Source organism: Flavobacterium omnivorum, from assembly GCF_900099915.1.
Taxonomy (GTDB): Bacteria; Bacteroidota; Bacteroidia; order Flavobacteriales; family Flavobacteriaceae; genus Flavobacterium; species Flavobacterium omnivorum.
Genome location: NZ_FNDB01000032.1, coordinates 1 through 16076 on the forward strand (window position 1 = coordinate 1; position 16076 = coordinate 16076).

The 16076-nt window shown below is 33.1% G+C and carries 15 protein-coding genes and 2 pseudogenes; 9 read left to right on the forward strand and 8 right to left on the reverse strand.

The annotated features are described in order from the left end of the window. The 3 genes and pseudogenes from BLS90_RS16360 to BLS90_RS16370 all read left to right on the forward strand — a co-directional run. Window positions 1-190, forward strand: a pseudogene (locus BLS90_RS16360) (IS4 family transposase); the annotation flags it as partial. Window positions 191-486: 296 nt separating this feature from the next. Beyond that, on the forward strand, window positions 487-1518 hold the full coding sequence (locus BLS90_RS16365) for a hypothetical protein (RefSeq protein ID WP_091259536.1): 1032 nt from the start codon (window positions 487-489) through the stop codon (window positions 1516-1518). A gap of 8 nt (window positions 1519-1526) precedes the next feature. Further along, entirely contained in the window at window positions 1527-2375 is an 849-nt protein-coding gene (locus tag BLS90_RS16370) for a polysaccharide deacetylase family protein (protein ID WP_091259538.1), read from the forward strand. A gap of 211 nt (window positions 2376-2586) precedes the next feature. Here BLS90_RS16370 and BLS90_RS16375 read toward each other — a convergent pair whose 3' ends face one another. The 8 genes from BLS90_RS16375 to BLS90_RS16410 form a co-directional block, all read right to left on the reverse strand. Next, window positions 2587-3804, reverse strand: coding sequence for a murein hydrolase activator EnvC family protein (locus BLS90_RS16375; protein WP_245705135.1), 1218 nt, complete (start codon window positions 3802-3804; stop codon window positions 2587-2589). A 59-nt stretch (window positions 3805-3863) separates the two neighbouring features. Beyond that, window positions 3864-4652 carry a DUF4292 domain-containing protein gene (locus BLS90_RS16380; protein WP_091259541.1) on the reverse strand — a complete coding sequence of 263 codons (789 nt, stop codon included), beginning with the start codon at window positions 4650-4652 and terminating at the stop codon, window positions 3864-3866. Next, the gene (locus BLS90_RS16385) at window positions 4649-5998 is read right to left on the reverse strand and encodes a tetratricopeptide repeat protein (protein WP_091259542.1); all 1350 of its coding nucleotides are present in this window, start codon (window positions 5996-5998) and stop codon (window positions 4649-4651) included. The genes BLS90_RS16380 and BLS90_RS16385 overlap by 4 nt, the downstream gene beginning before the upstream one ends. A 416-nt stretch (window positions 5999-6414) precedes the next feature. Then, on the reverse strand, window positions 6415-7425 hold the full coding sequence (locus tag BLS90_RS16390) for a sugar phosphate nucleotidyltransferase (protein ID WP_091259544.1): 1011 nt from the start codon (window positions 7423-7425) through the stop codon (window positions 6415-6417). 77 nt (window positions 7426-7502) lie between these two features. After that, on the reverse strand, window positions 7503-7937 hold the full coding sequence (gene dut, locus BLS90_RS16395; RefSeq protein ID WP_091259546.1) for a dUTP diphosphatase: 435 nt from the start codon (window positions 7935-7937) through the stop codon (window positions 7503-7505). A gap of 45 nt (window positions 7938-7982) precedes the next feature. Further along, window positions 7983-9446 carry a lipopolysaccharide biosynthesis protein gene (locus BLS90_RS16400; RefSeq protein WP_091259568.1) on the reverse strand — a complete coding sequence of 488 codons (1464 nt, stop codon included), beginning with the start codon at window positions 9444-9446 and terminating at the stop codon, window positions 7983-7985. Between the two features lie 119 nt (window positions 9447-9565). After that, complete coding sequence (locus BLS90_RS16405; RefSeq protein ID WP_091259548.1) at window positions 9566-10027, reverse strand: hypothetical protein; 462 nt, start codon at window positions 10025-10027, stop codon at window positions 9566-9568. A gap of 10 nt (window positions 10028-10037) precedes the next feature. After that, entirely contained in the window at window positions 10038-10481 is a 444-nt protein-coding gene (locus BLS90_RS16410) for a GNAT family N-acetyltransferase (RefSeq protein WP_091259551.1), read from the reverse strand. Window positions 10482-10887: 406 nt separating this feature from the next. On the opposite strand from BLS90_RS16410, the gene BLS90_RS16415 reads away from it, so the two are divergent. The 6 genes and pseudogenes from BLS90_RS16415 to BLS90_RS16440 all read left to right on the forward strand — a co-directional run. Continuing rightward, window positions 10888-12348, forward strand: a complete 1461-nt coding sequence (locus tag BLS90_RS16415; RefSeq protein WP_091259553.1) for a hypothetical protein — start codon at window positions 10888-10890, stop codon at window positions 12346-12348. A gap of 50 nt (window positions 12349-12398) precedes the next feature. After that, window positions 12399-13061, forward strand: coding sequence for a hypothetical protein (locus tag BLS90_RS16420; RefSeq protein ID WP_091259556.1), 663 nt, complete (start codon window positions 12399-12401; stop codon window positions 13059-13061). Window positions 13062-13144: 83 nt separating this feature from the next. Next, entirely contained in the window at window positions 13145-13771 is a 627-nt protein-coding gene (locus tag BLS90_RS16425; RefSeq protein WP_091259559.1) for a hypothetical protein, read from the forward strand. 169 nt (window positions 13772-13940) lie between these two features. Next, complete coding sequence (locus BLS90_RS16430; protein ID WP_091259562.1) at window positions 13941-14711, forward strand: hypothetical protein; 771 nt, start codon at window positions 13941-13943, stop codon at window positions 14709-14711. A gap of 38 nt (window positions 14712-14749) precedes the next feature. Further along, the gene (locus BLS90_RS16435; protein WP_139171475.1) at window positions 14750-15568 is read left to right on the forward strand and encodes a hypothetical protein; all 819 of its coding nucleotides are present in this window, start codon (window positions 14750-14752) and stop codon (window positions 15566-15568) included. Between the two features lie 230 nt (window positions 15569-15798). After that, a pseudogene (locus BLS90_RS16440) lies at window positions 15799-16076 on the forward strand (helix-turn-helix domain-containing protein); the annotation flags it as partial.

The window sequence follows — 16076 nt, forward strand, 5'->3', positions numbered from 1 at the left end:
GATGGGAGTAATAAAGAAAAGTTTGAAAAGACAATGGTCTTTTTCCAATTTAGTTAGTTTTTGTAGAATTCATTTATTCAATTATATTCATCTAACTAAATTTTTAGAAAGCCCTGAAAAAGACTGGGAATTAAATACCAAAAGCGATGGGCAATTGGGTTTGTTTGATGATTATTTAGCAACCGGATAAAATTCGATAGAAGAAACCAAAAATTATATTTTTTAGTACATCGAATTCTCAGGAAAGTAGTCAAAAACAAGCTGAACTAGGTTTAAACCTCGTCAAGCCTTGAAAAACAAAGAAAAAATAACGTTCCGATTATTTTTATCGGACAACAATGGTAAATTATATAAAAAATACCGCTGCAAGGCACTACTTTAGTAGAAAAGACGTTCTTTAAAAAACATATCTTTGCAATACGATCAAGCATTAAAACAAACTTAAATAGCCTTCCTCTTTTATCTTAAAATCAACATTATCTACCTATGAAAAAATCAACAATTGCATTTATCACACTTCCCTTATTGTTGTTAAGTACTTTAGCCTGCAATCGTGGCAAAGCAGCTGATGCTGAAAACGAAACAGAGGAAACGGCAACCGTAAAAGTAGTGGATTCGATAGAGAAAACGTCAACTCTTACCATTGACACGGTGGATTACAATAAAAGAATGATTGCGTTAAGCAATAATGACACAACAGGTCGATGGCCTGTAAAAACGCCTTATCCCTTGCCAGGAGCACTTTTGCCATACAATAGGATAATAGCGTATTACGGGAATTTATACTCCACCAGAATGGGAATATTGGGGGAACTTCCTCGAAAAGAAATGTTGGCAAAACTACAAGGCGAAGTAGCTAAATGGCAAGCAGCCGACTCAACGGTGAAAGCAATTCCAGCTTTACATTACATCGCAGTTACCGCTCAGGGCGAACCTGGAAAAAATAATATGCATCGCTTACGAATGCCTTTTAAACAGATAGACACAATTATCAGCTGGGCAAAACCAATCAATGCTTTAGTGTTTTTGGATATTCAAGTAGGACATAGCACGGTTAAATCTGAGGTAACCGAACTAAAAAAATACCTTGCTATGCCGAATGTGCATCTTGGGATTGATCCTGAATTTTCTATGAAAGGCGGAGAACGTCCAGGGTCAAAAATTGGGCATTTTACGGCGGCTGACATCAATGATGCGATAGACATTCTGGCAGACATTGTACGCAAAAACAAGTTGACTCCAAAAGTATTGGTAATACACCGATTTACACAAGGAATGGTAAAAAACTATAAAGAAATCAAAAAAGTTCCTGAGGTGCAAATCGTAATGGATATGGATGGTTTTGGAAGTAAAGTACTAAAAAAAGATTCTTACAAGGCTTATATATACAGAGAACCCGTTCAGTTTACTGGTTTTAAATTGTTTTATAAAAATGACAATAAAAACGACTGGAAAATGTATAGCCCAGAAGAATTAGTGAAGTTTACTCCGAAACCAATTTACATTCAGTACCAATAATTTAATTTATGAAAAATCTTCTTTTTTGTTTTTACCTTGGATTTTTTTTATTGATAGGATGTCAATCAGAACCCCGTAAAATAATACCTGAAGTTCCGGTGGTTGCTGCTCCCGCAAAAGTTGTAGTACCCCAAAAAGTAGCTGCTGATGCAACGACCATTCTTTCGAGAAAAGAAGTGCCTATTTTATGTTACCATAACATTAGGGATTTTAGTGCGAGTGCAAGTGGAAATATAAAAGTGTACACTGTAAAACCGCCGGCTTTTGCCCAACAAATGAAAGCCTTAGCCGATGCTGGATACGAAACCATTTTACCAGAACAACTGTATAATTATTTGGTTTTTGATGGTCCATTGCCCGCAAAACCGATCATGATAACATTTGATGATACTAGAGAAGAACAATTCAGCATTGGCGCAGCCGAAATGAAAAAATACGGGTTCAAAGGCGTGTTTTTTATTATGACTGTTTCTATTAACCGTCCTGGATATATGAGTAAAGAACAAATCAAAACCCTGTCTCATGACGGGAATGTGGTAGGCGCACATACTTGGGATCATCATATGGTTACCAAATATGCAGGAGACGACTGGAATACGCAATTGGTAAAACCAAAGGCAAAACTAGAAGAAATCATAGGAAAACCAGTAACCGATTTTGCTTATCCGTTTGGATTATGGAATACTGCAGCGATTCCTGAAATAAAAAAGAGTGATTATAAAATGGGGTATATTTTGGCCACGAAAAGAGATTCGGTAGATCCTTTATATACCATTAGGCGTATTATTGTTTCTGGAACTTGGTCTACTGAAGGAATGATGAAATCGATAAATTCTTCTTTCACTAAATCTGAATAGCACTTTTAACAACTTCTAATTTTGATTTTTGTATCCAATAAAATCAATGCAACGAACTATTAATTAGCGATACAACCTATGAAAAGGTTCGTTTAAAACTCAGATAATTTTAGTTCTAAACAGTTTCTTAACTATAAAAACATAGCCCTAAAAAAAACACCATCACATTCCTTAGAATCGATAGTGCTTTTTTTATGAAAACTACTTTTTTTTATCTTGGCGACAACCAACCCTCAGGATTGTTATAAGTCGTATTTTGTAGGATTAGGAACTTAATGATTGTTTTTCCAGTCTCGCCATTGGTTCTTACTTTACCAAGGCTTTGCTTGATACTCACCTTGTCCCCTTTGCTCACATTTACCGAACTCAAATTTTGATACACGGTGAAGAAATCTCCATGTTGTATCATAACCGCTTTGTTTACCGGTGACAAAACTATCACGCTGGTAACTTCACCGCCAAAAACAGCTCTTGCACTTGCTCCTCTGTCTGTAGTGATTTCTACACCGCTATTGTGCACGGTGATGGTATTAAATAAAGGATGTGTTTGGTTTCCGTATCCTAACGATATATATCCTTTTTCCACAGGATAAGGCAGTCTTCCTCTATTTGATCTAAAGTTATCTGCAATAAGTTTTGACTCTGGAGTCAATTCTATTTTTGAAGAGGAAACTGCTGCTCTTGAAACAGGAGCGCTTGGGTTGGCTTTTGCTTTTTCCAAGGCTGCTTTTCTATTGGCTGCGGCAATTGCTTCTCGAATTAATTTATTGATTTGTCTGTCAATTTTTCTGTATTCTTGTTGTCTTTTCTTAATTTCTACAGAAATCTTATTTTTATCTTTCTTGAGTACGCTAACGAGTTTCAATTGCTCTCTTTTCTCACTTTCGAGTGATAGGCGTTCTTTTTCGTTTTCAGCGATCAGTTTTTTCTTTGCTGTTTTTTGCGCATCTAGCTTTTGATTAAAATCTGTAAGCTTATTCGACTTCGTTTTTATTTCCTCCCCTTGTGCCTTTCTGTAGCTGGTATATTGCTTCATGTACTGCGCTCTTTTGTACGCCTGTAAAAAATTTTCAGACGACAACAAGAACATCGCTCTACTTTCTGACGATCGACTTTTATACGATTTCACAATCATTTCGGAATAATCCTCCTTAAGTTCAGCCAATTCTTTTTTCAATTTATTAATCTGAACTTGGTTAATATACATGTCATTACTCAGCAATTTGGTTTGCTTTTCAGTAGTGCTTATTAATTTTTCTTTCAGCTTGATCTTTGTGCTTTGAACGATCACTACGTTGACCGCGGATTTTTCTTTTCTCTTTACCGATTGTAATAACTTTTCATTTTCTCGTATTTCTTTTTGAATTTGAGCTTTACGTTCTTCTAATTTTTCTTGTTGGGATTCCTGACTCCATAGCAAGGAAGTCATACAGATAAAAATTAGGCTTAGGAGAAATTTTGGCATATCGAAAAAATATTTTTGCTAATTTACTTAATTATAATTCTTTTGTACCCATTTGGAACACTATAAGGAAAAGAAAGTTCTTCATTGAAAGTTACCGAGTTGTATTCCAGATTAATTTCGGTGTTTCCTTTCTTCTGAAACGTATTAATTAAAACACTAGAGGGCAAGGTTGTTTCATTGTACATTTTGTTATCAGCATATGCCACTTTAATCATTCGTTCTTCGGCTGTTTGCGTGATTTCTTGCTTTTGAACTAAAAATTTATCGGCATCTAAAAAGAATGATTTTTTCGTGTTCTCATTCGATGTATCATCTAATCGATAGGTTTGTTCCAGTAAAGTTTCTAAATATTTCCCTTTAGTCAAATCATCGATGGCTTGTCCTAATAACATATTTTGAATTTTATTGTAATCCAAATCTGTTCCCAACCATTGGCTTAAACTACTGAAATCACCTTCAAAATAGTTCCCATTGATCTTTTCGTAATAGCTCACTGTTTTAGGAGTGATTAAGGCTTTTGCCATTGTAATTCCTAGAAAACGAATGCTTACTAAAATTTGTTCGTCTTTCTTAATTTTGATTTCAGCAGTTACGTTTTGCGTTTGCTTATCATCTGCATAACGGGCACTTGACTTAATATATAATGTAGAAAATTCGTTTTTATTGTTGTAATGATTTTCTATTATTTTTTTAGCTGACATTTTTTCAGCCGCAGCAATTGGCTCATTACTGGCCGCAACGGCAATGGCTTTCGATTTACAAGACACCATAAAAACAGTAAGTAGTACTAGTATTGAAATTTTTTTGATCATTTTTTTTCTTTTAATAATTGATTGGCTTTAGCAAAAAACAAGTCTTTTTTCTTGAAATCTCCCAAACCGTTATACGCTTCTCCAAGTTGGATATTGAAATTTATTTCCAATTCCTTATTCTCCACTACATAATCCATGCCCATTTCTAAAAAATCCTTCGCTTTTTTAAATTGCTGCAACTGATTATTGGCCAAACCAGCATAATAATAAAACTGAGGCTGCGTTGGAAAAGTTTCTATTAAGGTTATCGCTTTTTCAGCCACAGCATCAAATTGTTTCAACTCTGTATGCGCTTGAAGCAAAAGTAAATTCGTTTCAACTACATCACCTACTCCATTATTTATCGATTTTTCGTAATACACAATGGCTTTTCCCCATTGTTTTTTGGCTTGGAAAAACTTTCCAATTTCTTTGGCAACATCAACAGAAGTGTCATTTTCAAAATAACCGACAGCCTTTTCTAAATCGGCCGAAAATTGCGGATTCTTATCGGTAAAAATCAGAAATTCATTGAGAATCCGGTGTTTAATTTTCGAGTCTATTTTGGCACTAGCCAAAACAATATTCATGGCCTTGATGGCATTTGGTGCGTCATTAGTATCCAAATAATTTTTGAATAAACTCACTTGAGCCCACTCCGAATTAGGGATTGCTTTTTCTAGTTTTTTGACGGTTTCAAAAGCTTTTGTATCTTCATTATTTTTGGAATACAAAAAGATCAAACTGATATAATTTGCCTCTCCCTGTGGGTTTTTAACAATCAATCCTTCTAGATTCGAAATTTCATTGTTCTGAAACTTTCCTTCGGATAGGATTTGGCTTTTGTATAATTCCCTGCGATCTGTTTTCCCAACAGTTTCATTGAGTTCTTGAATTAACTCCAGCGCTTTTTCAAACTGATTGGTCCCCATATACAAAGAGGTCAGATCTTCTTTGTATTTTGGATCAAATTCTATCAGCTTATTGACAACGGTAATTCCCTGAGTAAAATTTTTAGTTTCATAACTCACGTCGTACATTCCTATCCAGAACCATTTGTTTTTGGGATCAATCTTGGTGGCGTTTTCAAAGTAATTATAGGCGCTTTTATACTCTTTTAAGGCTAGATAATTCTTTCCCAATTCATAATAAACGGAAGCATCGTTGGGTTTTAATGAATTGGCTTTATCCAAAGCTACTATTGCTTTATCATAGTTCTCAATCCCTTTTTGAAGCAACGATTCGTAAAAAAATTCTTGAAACTGATCTGTATCCAGCTTGATTTCTTCGGGTTCCGTTTGCGCCCACAGCAAAGCCGAATTGCATTGCAAAACGAGAAATACCATTATAAAAGCACTCTTTTTCATGCTGTATTTTTAATCCTGAATCTTTATTATATAATACCACTTAACATTACAAATAATAACATTTCGTCGCATACTTGTTTAAACATATAAGTCATATAAGTTTTGAATTAATTCAAGTAAAACCAATAGTTCATTTAAGCGAAGCCACATAGCCTTACAAGACTCGTATGTTTAAAATTAATACTTTTATTTTTGATTATAGCATTAAAGTAGTTGGCCCTATTTAATGTCAAACTAAAAAATGAGTGAAATACTATTTAATATATAAGTCATACAAGAATTAAACCTTAAATGACCTTATGATTGTTTAAGTTACATAAGGCTAACACAATTGAAACTTAAACTTACATGACTTATATGGTAAAAAAATACAACATTGTTTTATTCTTATTGCTTAGTGCATTAATTGAATCCTTTTACTCCAATACCGAATAATCTCCGATGCTAATGCTAGTGAACTTCCCATCAAAACTAGCATGGTTTCCGATCATCGCATTGTCCAAATTCGCATTTTTGATATGAGAATGGGTTTGTACCAAACTGTTTTTTATCGTACTGTTTGAAACATGGCATCCATCGCCCAAAGATACATTTGGACCAACCGTCGCGTTTGTCAGAACCACATCTTTACCGATATAACAAGGCGGAATAATTGTCGAATTCTCTAATTTGACATCAAAATCGACTAAATGTGCGCCGTCATTATGCAAGAATCCTAACATTCTGGAATTAGTTTCCACAGTTACATTCTTGTTACCACAATCCATCCATTCGTCCACTTTACCTGGAACAAAAGTCATGCCTTTGGCCATCATTTGTTTGATTCCGTCATTTATCTGATATTCGCCACCGTGGATAATGTTGTTGTCTAATACTAATTGTAATTCGTTTTTCAACACGGCCACATCTTTAAAATAGTAGATTCCAATTACGGCAAGATCTGAGACAAAAGTTGACGGTTTCTCTACTAGCTCAACTATTTCATTTGCTTCATTCAGTTTTACAACACCAAAAGCTTCCGGTTCATCTACTTGTTTTACCCAAATAACGCTGTCGGCATTTTTATCTAAATCGAAATCGGCCCGGATTAATGTATCCGCGTAAGCTATAACTGCGGGTCCGCTCAAAGAATCTTTGGCACACATAATGGCGTGACCGGTTCCTAAAGCTTCGTTTTGGTAATAAATAGTGCCTTTGGCACCTAGTTTTTGTGCGATAGCAAGTAGTTCTTCTTCTACTTTTTTACCAAATGTTTCATGAATAATAAAGGCTACTTCTTCGATATCCTGGTTCAAAACGCCAGCAATATCTTCAACGAGACGATGCACGATTGGTTTACCCGCAACAGGAATTAAAGGTTTAGGAATCGTTAATGTATGTGGGCGAAGGCGTGATCCACGACCGGCCATTGGGACAATTATTTTCATTTTCTTTGGTATTAAAAGATTGAAAAATTAAAATCAAAAATTTTTCAATTATTCAATCTTTGAATTATTAAATTAATTTATTTCACTCCAGTACTTCCAAAACCGCCTTCACCTCTAGAGGTTTCTGTCAATTCCTGTACTTGAATCCACTCCGCACGTTCGTGTTTTGCGATGATAAGCTGGGCAATGCGTTCTCCGTTTTGGATAACGAAATCTTCATTGGATAAATTTACTAAAATAACTCCAATTTCGCCGCGATAATCGGCATCTACTGTTCCGGGAGCATTCAGGACTGTAATTCCGTTTTTGGCGGCTAGACCGCTTCTTGGACGCACTTGCGCTTCGAAACCTATGGGTAATTCGATGAAGAGACCTGTTTTTACGATGGCTCTTCCCAATGCTTTTAGTGTTATGGATTCCGATAAGTTGGCTCGTAAGTCCATTCCTGCCGAAGCTATGGTTTCATAGTTAGGTAAGGCATGTTGTGATTTGTTGATGATGTTTATTGTCATTGTTTTTTTTGATATTATGTAGTAGGGACTAGTCGCGACTTGTCCCTACTTTTTTCGGTTCAACATTTTGATTAATAACTCTTTTTCATTGTAGTATATAAAATACATAAACGCCAGTAATAACGTGATTCCTACGTAATAATTCTCTCTGAAACCATAAAAGGAAACTGCCGAAAATCCTACTGAAATCAATAGGTACATGCCAATTTTGTAGATATCATACGGTATAGGATAATATTTATTTCCGAAATAATAAGAGATAAACATCATGCTTCCGTACGCCGCAATAGTAGCAATTGCCGACCCATAATAACTCATTGTTGGGATCAGCAGGTAATTTAACACCAGTGTAATTACTGCTCCTACAATGGAAATATAGGCACCAATATGGGTTTTGTCTATTAGTTTGTACCAAACCGAAAGATTGGTATAAATCCCTAAGAAAAAATTGGCCAGAATAATCAGCGGTACTACTTTCATGGCTTCCCAATAGGACTCATCCCGAATCATAATGACTTTTAATACATCTGCAAAAACGATCACCGACAATAATATAAAAGACCCAAAAATGACAAAATATTTGGTAATAGTAGCATACGTTTGCGGTGCATCCTCACTATCAGCATGGCTAAAAAAGAAAGGTTCAATTCCTAATGTATAGGCCGTACGGTACAAAACCATGAACAAACCAAGTTTGTAACAGGCGTTATATACTCCTACTTCCCCGTCGGCAATATCTGAAGGTAATAAACGGCTCAATAAAATTTTATCAAACTGTTCGTTGATGGCAAATGCGATTCCGGCCACCATAATAGGCATACCATATTGCATCATGCGTTTCCAAAGCGAATAATCAAAGTGCCATTTTAGTTTGAAATAATTGGGAGACAGTAGTATAAATGTAAGCAAGCTGGCAATGATATTGGACACAAAAATATAGCCAATCTGAAAATCTTCCAGATATAAAGAACGTAAAATACTGTCTGGATTTGATTCTGCAATCGCGGGTAAATAACTTAAAAAGAAAAGGTTCAAAAACAGATTGACGGCTACATTTCCTATTTTGATTATCGCATATTTTACCGGTTGCTGATTGACTCTTAATTTTGAGAATGGAACTATTACCAAAGCGTCGAGCACTAAAATCCAAATGGTGTAGCTGATGTATTGTTCGTCTATTTTAGCCCAACTAGATATCGCGTTTCGGAATAATAATGCTATAAATAAAAACGCAATAGAAGTCCAAAAAATGGAAACAGATGTAGTTTCAACTACTGAATTCTTGTTGGTTTCTTTGTTGTAAAATCTAAAAAAAGCGGTTTCCATTCCATAAGAAAGAATGACATTAAAGAAAATCATTCCAGCAAAAATGACAGAAAGTTTTCCGTATTCCGCTTTTGGGAGTAAATCCGTGTATAATGGTACCAATAAAAAACTAAACATTCGTGGGACGACAGTTGCTAATCCGTAAATGGCGGTCTGTTTAAAAAGATTTTTATATAATCCCAAAATGGTGTCTTTATTAAAATTAAGGAAACAAAAATAACTAATTCTTTGGTTTAAACCGATGAAGTGAATGTTTGTTTTGAAAGAGAACAATCAATTACAAAAGCTTTTCTAACGCGGAATTATCGTAATGGCTTTTCTAGGACATTCGCTATTTTATAAAAAAGGGTTTTACCGTCTTTCGTATATTCCAAAACTGCTTCATTGGATTTTAAATCAAATTTAGATTTTTGAACGACCGGTGCTTTATTGCCATATTCTTTGGCAGGATTTTTATCCATAATCAAATCTTCTTTTTTATTGCTTTGTAAAAATGAAGATTTAAAGTCTTTTGGTGTAATTTCTTGAACGGGAGATTCTTGATTGTGAAAATAGATTTTCTCCAATTTGATGTTTGCCGCAAGCGGTTTTTTGAATTCGATATAAAAATTGATCACGCTGCTTTCCGTACCTTTTTTAACTTTTTGGTAGAATACTGATTGAATTTCTTGAGGGAATTCCGTTTGAAGTTCTTGTTTCATAGCACAAAAAGCAAGGCTGATAGCGGTAATCACAGAGAAAAAAATTATTTTATATCCTTTCATAATTTTCTATTTAACTTAGTCCTTCTTCGTTTAAAATTTTAAGAAAGTGAAATCCTTTTGGGATATACCCTTGATTGTAATAAAAGCGATGTGCGGTGAAATTTCCGGTAAAGGCATCTAAAACGATCATGGTACAACCAGTTTCCTTCGCCAATACATCAACATAATCCGTCAACATTTTGCCAATTCCTTTTTTGCGGTGATCTGGGTGTACAATAAAATTATCAATTTCTAAATACTTGCCAGACCAGAGTTTAGTTCCTGACCACAATCCAGAGAGCCCAACACATACATCACCTTCAAAAACGGCAATTTGCTTGTAGTTGTGTGGGATCATCTCTGTGAGATACGCATCGTATTTGTCTAAAGTGAAATTCGTATATAAATGTAGCATAACTTCATATTGAGCTAACATTTCCTGTTTAGTGGTCAGTTCTCTAATTTCTAATTTCATATTTGCTTTTCAAAAATGTAAAATTAGAGAAAAAGGAATGAGATTGAAAGTGATGATAGGGTAAATTTTTGAGAAATCTAATTGAAAATTTTGAAGTTTAATAAGTGTCATTTATCGCGCAACACCTAAAATTAGAGCTTATAGCTTAAATTCATAGAAAAAATCATGTTTTCAAATTATTGATGTTCAGGTATTTTAAAAAAATATTCACGGAATTAAGACACGGAATTCCGTGAATTCCGATAACAAGTGTTTGTATGTTAAAATATATGAGGGTAGTTTTGGAGTCAAGAAAAACAAATAAGTTCTTAGTAAGACGTTATTTAGAATTAAGTTTTTTTTCTAATATGATATTGTAGCTACTTTTCTAAATTTTATCAATTTAAAACAATTAAAACAATCTTAAATGAGAACAAAATTTATAATGAGAAAAAGTATATTCCTACTTTCCTTCTGCCTCTTGGTAATCAGTTGTTCTACTAAAAACAATAGTGAAACACTAGAAAAAACAAATTTAAATTCAAAACAGAAGTTAGTACAAGAAACTGCTATTTTGTTAGGCAAGTTATTAACTGACTCTGAAGTCAAAAACGCTTTAAATAACAAAATGAAAGAAGTTGACAAAGATGCAAATATTGTATCTTTTGCATACTTACTTGAACAAGAAGAAGGTTTAAGAAAAAATGAACAAGCTACGTTCAAAAACCAAATAAATAATTTAAGAAAGCAAAATATTTTTAAAAATGCTTTAAGAAAAGAGTTTGAAAATAATTCTAATGATTATAAAACAATTAAAGAAATTTTGGACAAAAACTTAACTTCTAAGAACAATTTTAGATCTACAGCGTTTATTGCAGATGAATTAACTAATCTTCTTGTTTCACAGGAATTACAAATTTTTTTTCCATTTGATCCTGAATATGAAAATGATGATCAAAATGCACAAGAATATTATGTTTCATTCGATCCGCTAAACAATTCGCAAACAAACATCGGATTTCAATTTAATACAGGCTACAGTGATTATGAAATTATTAATAATCTTGATAACAATTTTTTAGATAACAATCCCGTTTATGTAATCGTACCTATAGATCCATGTGATATTGCTGGTAGACCTTGTAATTTTATAGAACTGTTACCTACACCTTTAGACCAAAATAATGAACTGATAACTAGTGAGAATCAATTCATGGTTTACAATCCTAGTGGATTTACTAATAATAACAATACAATACCAACAACAACATTACTGACAACAAATACCAATCATAATAATATTCCCGAAACAGATGGTATCAGTTCCTATATCCCAAGAATAAGAATAAATGGAACTGGTTACATGGGGTTTGGTGGCACACATCAAAAGTTGAGATTTTACCGCGGCACAACTGATGGTTCTGTCACACAAAACGCAGATGGCACAATAACAGCTTCTCCCAAAGATTATATTGTAAAAGAATTCAGATGTAAAAGAAAACATGTCAAAGATAAAAATTGGGTTGATTTTGGTGCTGAATTTGACCAAGATTGGAACATGAGCGAAAATACACAGGATTTCGCTATTTTTTCCATACATAACTTGAAGGCTACAGCATCTTTTGAACTTTCCATGAAGTCAGGTTTTAAACTTGAAGATGGTAAAATTAAACCAAATGCCGAGGCAAGCGGTTCAGCTAAAATTAATGTTTCAGTCGGTAATGCAAAGTTTAGGACAAATGCAGAAATCTCACGTAGAATTGTTTTAGCAACTATTGTAGGTCTTGGCGCTACTGGTGAAACAGTCAGTGATGGTGGTGTGGATTATAATGTGAAGAAAAATGGCATTGTAGATTACTACTTTAAACACTATTATACCGACCTTTAATTATTAATTAGATGCTGTATCTTTGGTACAGCATCTACATTTATGTTGTTATGAAAAAAAATTTTACAGTTTTATTTATCTTTATTTTTACAATCTCATCTGCTCAAAACGAAAGCGTTTATGTGTCAATTGGCAAACCTTGGTTTCCTGATAAAGAAAGCAACTTAAATAATTTTTCACTAGGTTTAAATTATCAAAATAGATTTTCTCAGTCTTTTGCATTTGATTTGTATTTAGAATACAATCAAAGTAATGATTTTCCTCGTTTTTTTGATGATGCAACAGCAGTCGATAATTATTTAATGGATCAAACCTACTCAGGTGTATATTTTAATTCGCTTTGGTCAAAAATAAATACTGTTACTGTAGGAACTAAGATAGATTATCTATTTGTTAATAATGATCGGTTTTTATTTAATTTTAATTTAGGTGCTGGCTATTTGTTTTCATATTCTAGAGCGCATGATGTAAAAAATTGGACTTATGATTTTAATAATGGACAGATACTTACTTATGAAAATGGAACCACTTCAGGTAATTTAAATACTTTTTATTATACCTTAGGATTACAATTTCAATGTACATTTTATAAGAATTACTTTGTTGGTATCAGTCCGTACTATTTAATGCCTATTGGCGAAAAAAAAATTAACTCAATTCCGGTGTATCCTAACCACTATAACCTTACTTTAAATATTGGTAAAAGATTCTAATTATCATAAAATTATTTTTAGAAAAATGATTCAATAAAACATTCATTAAAATTAAAAAACAGTTACTTATAAAATCTAATCCTATGAAAAATAGACTACTATTAACTATATTTTTTCTTTCAACTTCTTTATTTGCTCAAGAAAACAAAGAACAAAAAATTGAAATTTCGTTCTCTTATGGTCTATCCTACATCGAGTACTCCAAATCCTTTTTAGATGATCCCGTACCTTTTGAATTGCCAAATATTGGCTCGTTTTATGAAATAAATTTTGATTTTAAATTACCTAAAGACCGCTACATTGGATTAGGTTATTCTAGGTTACAGCATGCAAAAAATATAGATGATGGTGTAATACTTACTTCAACCAATACTGGTTTGGTTTTACAAAACTATAGAAACATTCATACCAAAGACTTTTATGATGTTCATTTTAGAACCGTTTTTAAAAACAATTTGCAGTTTACGCTTGGAGCATACTATTTTATTGAAAATATGAACAGAAGCGATATTACTAATATTGATAACAATACTGTGTTTGTGTTAATAAACGAAAAAAATCGAGCAGACAATTTGGGTTTATTTGGATCTTTAGAATATTATTTCAAACTCAATAGTTATGCTGAACTTGGTTTAAAAAGCAAGTTCTATTATTCATTAAATGGTGTTGAAACCATAGCTATATTACCTACTTTAAGAGTAAAATTATAACGTAATGATTGTTACTTGTTATGTAGCAAATCGAATAGAAATGTTCAGTAATTTTGCTATTTTCCAACATAAAAAATGATGGTGCTAAAGTCAATTTTTAAAGGATGCTTACAATGTTTGGGAAGGTACTGCATCAGAGGGTTGGCAAAGAGACAACATCTATTATGGATTGACTCCTAGCAAGCAAAAAGGAGCAATTAGTGGTGGGAAGTATAGAGAATACATAACCTCTTTCAAAATGTCGGGAAATGATGCACAAGGAGCATTTAATACTATTTCAAACACAGATGACCCAAAACAAGTAACTGATTATAGACTCAATAGCTCCTCCGGATGGACAGACGGACAATTTGAATTTATGATTTATTGCTTTTATGGATCAAAAGCATCAAACACTGGTGAATCAGATAAAAAAGGCTTTTTTGCTAAACCGTCTGATTTATTTGAATTAAAATATGAAGCATACAGCAGATTTAATTGGCCTTTCAAAAAAACTTACATTCGTACAACTATAATTGGCTTAAAAACTATAAATTTTTTGAATAATAATTACGGTACAGTGTTAGAATTTCAAACGTGGGATTTAAATAGATTTTCAAATGAATGGAAATTTTCTTTTGAAGAAGTTGATGATCCATTAATAATTGAAACTAAACAATCAATAAGTTCAAAATTCAATGCTAACTTTTCTACCGAATTAAGCGGGACAATTTTTGAGGTTGTTAAAGTGGGCACGAAATATGGAGCGTCAATTGAAGAATCAAAATCAAATGATTATATCGTCAAAAAAACAACGAAAAGCAACAATTTATTCGACTCTGTAATTCCTTTTTACGATAATGTAGTAAATAAAAATCCTAATACTGGGCAATTTGCTACAAGAACATATTATACTGGTAAAGTAGAGTTTCAAGTAAGACCAATTCAAGTTCAATGGTAGGCACAAAAATAAAGATACCCTTACCTAACAATAACCTTATGAAATTTTCAGTTAAAATTTTAATCCCGTATTTCTTTATACTGTTTTTGTCTTGCGACAAAGATGAAATAACTAACAAAGTCATTGAACAATCTATTGATCTTCAAATTGAGAATGAAAAATTCAAAATCGTAAATGAATCATTTGTCGTCAATGAAAATTGTAATACTATTTTCGTTTCACTCATTTATGATAAGGGAAAAAACGAACCTCATTTTATTTTTGAATTAGCGATAACTAAAAAAGGGATCCTTAGAAAAGTAAGTTATACTAGATTTGGCGAAAGCACTAGTCCATTTGACACTCCAGATTTTAACCTTAAAGGACTATTTACTGTTGACAACTTTGTTTATGACGAGTCAAGCAAAAATCTAAGTTTTAATTTTTCAGGAGAATTAGTAAAAGTTGAGACAAATACTCCCTTGTTGGACGTTCCTCAAAAAAGAAAAAAAATTAATGGAAAAATCATCTCTAACAAAGTAAAAGCAACAACATGTACTAGTTTTATTAGTGATTTACATTTTGAAACAAATAATCTAACTTTTGCTACTAACTTCAACGCTGGATCACATGATCCTAATTTAGCAGCAAACCAGTATAATTTTCGATTTTTTTCAAATAACGGATACCGAGCCATTATTAAATCGAAAGTAGATTTATGGAATCTGGATAAAGGAACCTATACTTTTGATCAAAACACGTTAGAGAATAGAATTGATCTAGAGCAATACGTTGGGATTTTTAGAGCTACTCAATTACTATGGATTCGTCCCCAAGATTGGAAAAAAATTTCAAACATCAGGGAGTTATACCATTAAAGAACAGGTTACTATTAACGGTCTAAAAGTAACTAGAGGTGAAACAAACATGCAAGTTTATGATAATGGTGTGCTACTGCATACCATCAATAACGGAACTTATGAAGTAACTGGATTTAACTAAAACCTTGTGTTTCGTTCTAAAATAAAAGGGTTTGACTTTGGAGTCAAACCCTTTTATTTCATCTGTATGTCCCGTCCTGAAATAGCGATACACAAAAAGTATCCTAATGGAAAAACATGAAGAAACACGCTATGTGAAGCGGACTCAAAAAGATTATTCAATGTCTTTTAAATTACAAATTGTTCAAGAAATTGAACGAGGACAACTTACAGTTACAGAATCCACAAAGACTTATGGCATTCAAAATAGATCAACTGTTGTTAAATGGCTTAGAAAATTCGGTAACTTTGATTGGGAAAACCAAACACCATTTACTATGTCAAAGTCGCCAGAACAAAAGATAATGGAACTTGAAGCCAAAGTAAAACTTCTAGAGAAACAGAA

Excerpts from the sequence above, each read along its gene's own strand:
- BLS90_RS16365 (WP_091259536.1), top strand. The coding sequence starts at position 487 with ATGAAAAAATCAACAATTGCATTTATCACACTTCCCTTATTGTTGTTA.
- BLS90_RS16370 (WP_091259538.1), top strand. The coding sequence starts at position 1,527 with ATGAAAAATCTTCTTTTTTGTTTTTACCTTGGATTTTTTTTATTGATA.
- BLS90_RS16375 (WP_245705135.1), bottom strand. The coding sequence starts at position 3,804 with ATGACTTCCTTGCTATGGAGTCAGGAATCCCAACAAGAAAAATTAGAA.
- BLS90_RS16380 (WP_091259541.1), bottom strand. The coding sequence starts at position 4,652 with ATGATCAAAAAAATTTCAATACTAGTACTACTTACTGTTTTTATGGTG.
- BLS90_RS16385 (WP_091259542.1), bottom strand. The coding sequence starts at position 5,998 with ATGAAAAAGAGTGCTTTTATAATGGTATTTCTCGTTTTGCAATGCAAT.
- BLS90_RS16390 (WP_091259544.1), bottom strand. The coding sequence starts at position 7,425 with ATGAAAATAATTGTCCCAATGGCCGGTCGTGGATCACGCCTTCGCCCA.
- dut (WP_091259546.1), bottom strand. The coding sequence starts at position 7,937 with ATGACAATAAACATCATCAACAAATCACAACATGCCTTACCTAACTAT.
- BLS90_RS16405 (WP_091259548.1), bottom strand. The coding sequence starts at position 10,027 with ATGAAAGGATATAAAATAATTTTTTTCTCTGTGATTACCGCTATCAGC.
- BLS90_RS16410 (WP_091259551.1), bottom strand. The coding sequence starts at position 10,481 with ATGAAATTAGAAATTAGAGAACTGACCACTAAACAGGAAATGTTAGCT.
- BLS90_RS16415 (WP_091259553.1), top strand. The coding sequence starts at position 10,888 with ATGAGAACAAAATTTATAATGAGAAAAAGTATATTCCTACTTTCCTTC.
- BLS90_RS16420 (WP_091259556.1), top strand. The coding sequence starts at position 12,399 with ATGAAAAAAAATTTTACAGTTTTATTTATCTTTATTTTTACAATCTCA.
- BLS90_RS16425 (WP_091259559.1), top strand. The coding sequence starts at position 13,145 with ATGAAAAATAGACTACTATTAACTATATTTTTTCTTTCAACTTCTTTA.
- BLS90_RS16435 (WP_139171475.1), top strand. The coding sequence starts at position 14,750 with ATGAAATTTTCAGTTAAAATTTTAATCCCGTATTTCTTTATACTGTTT.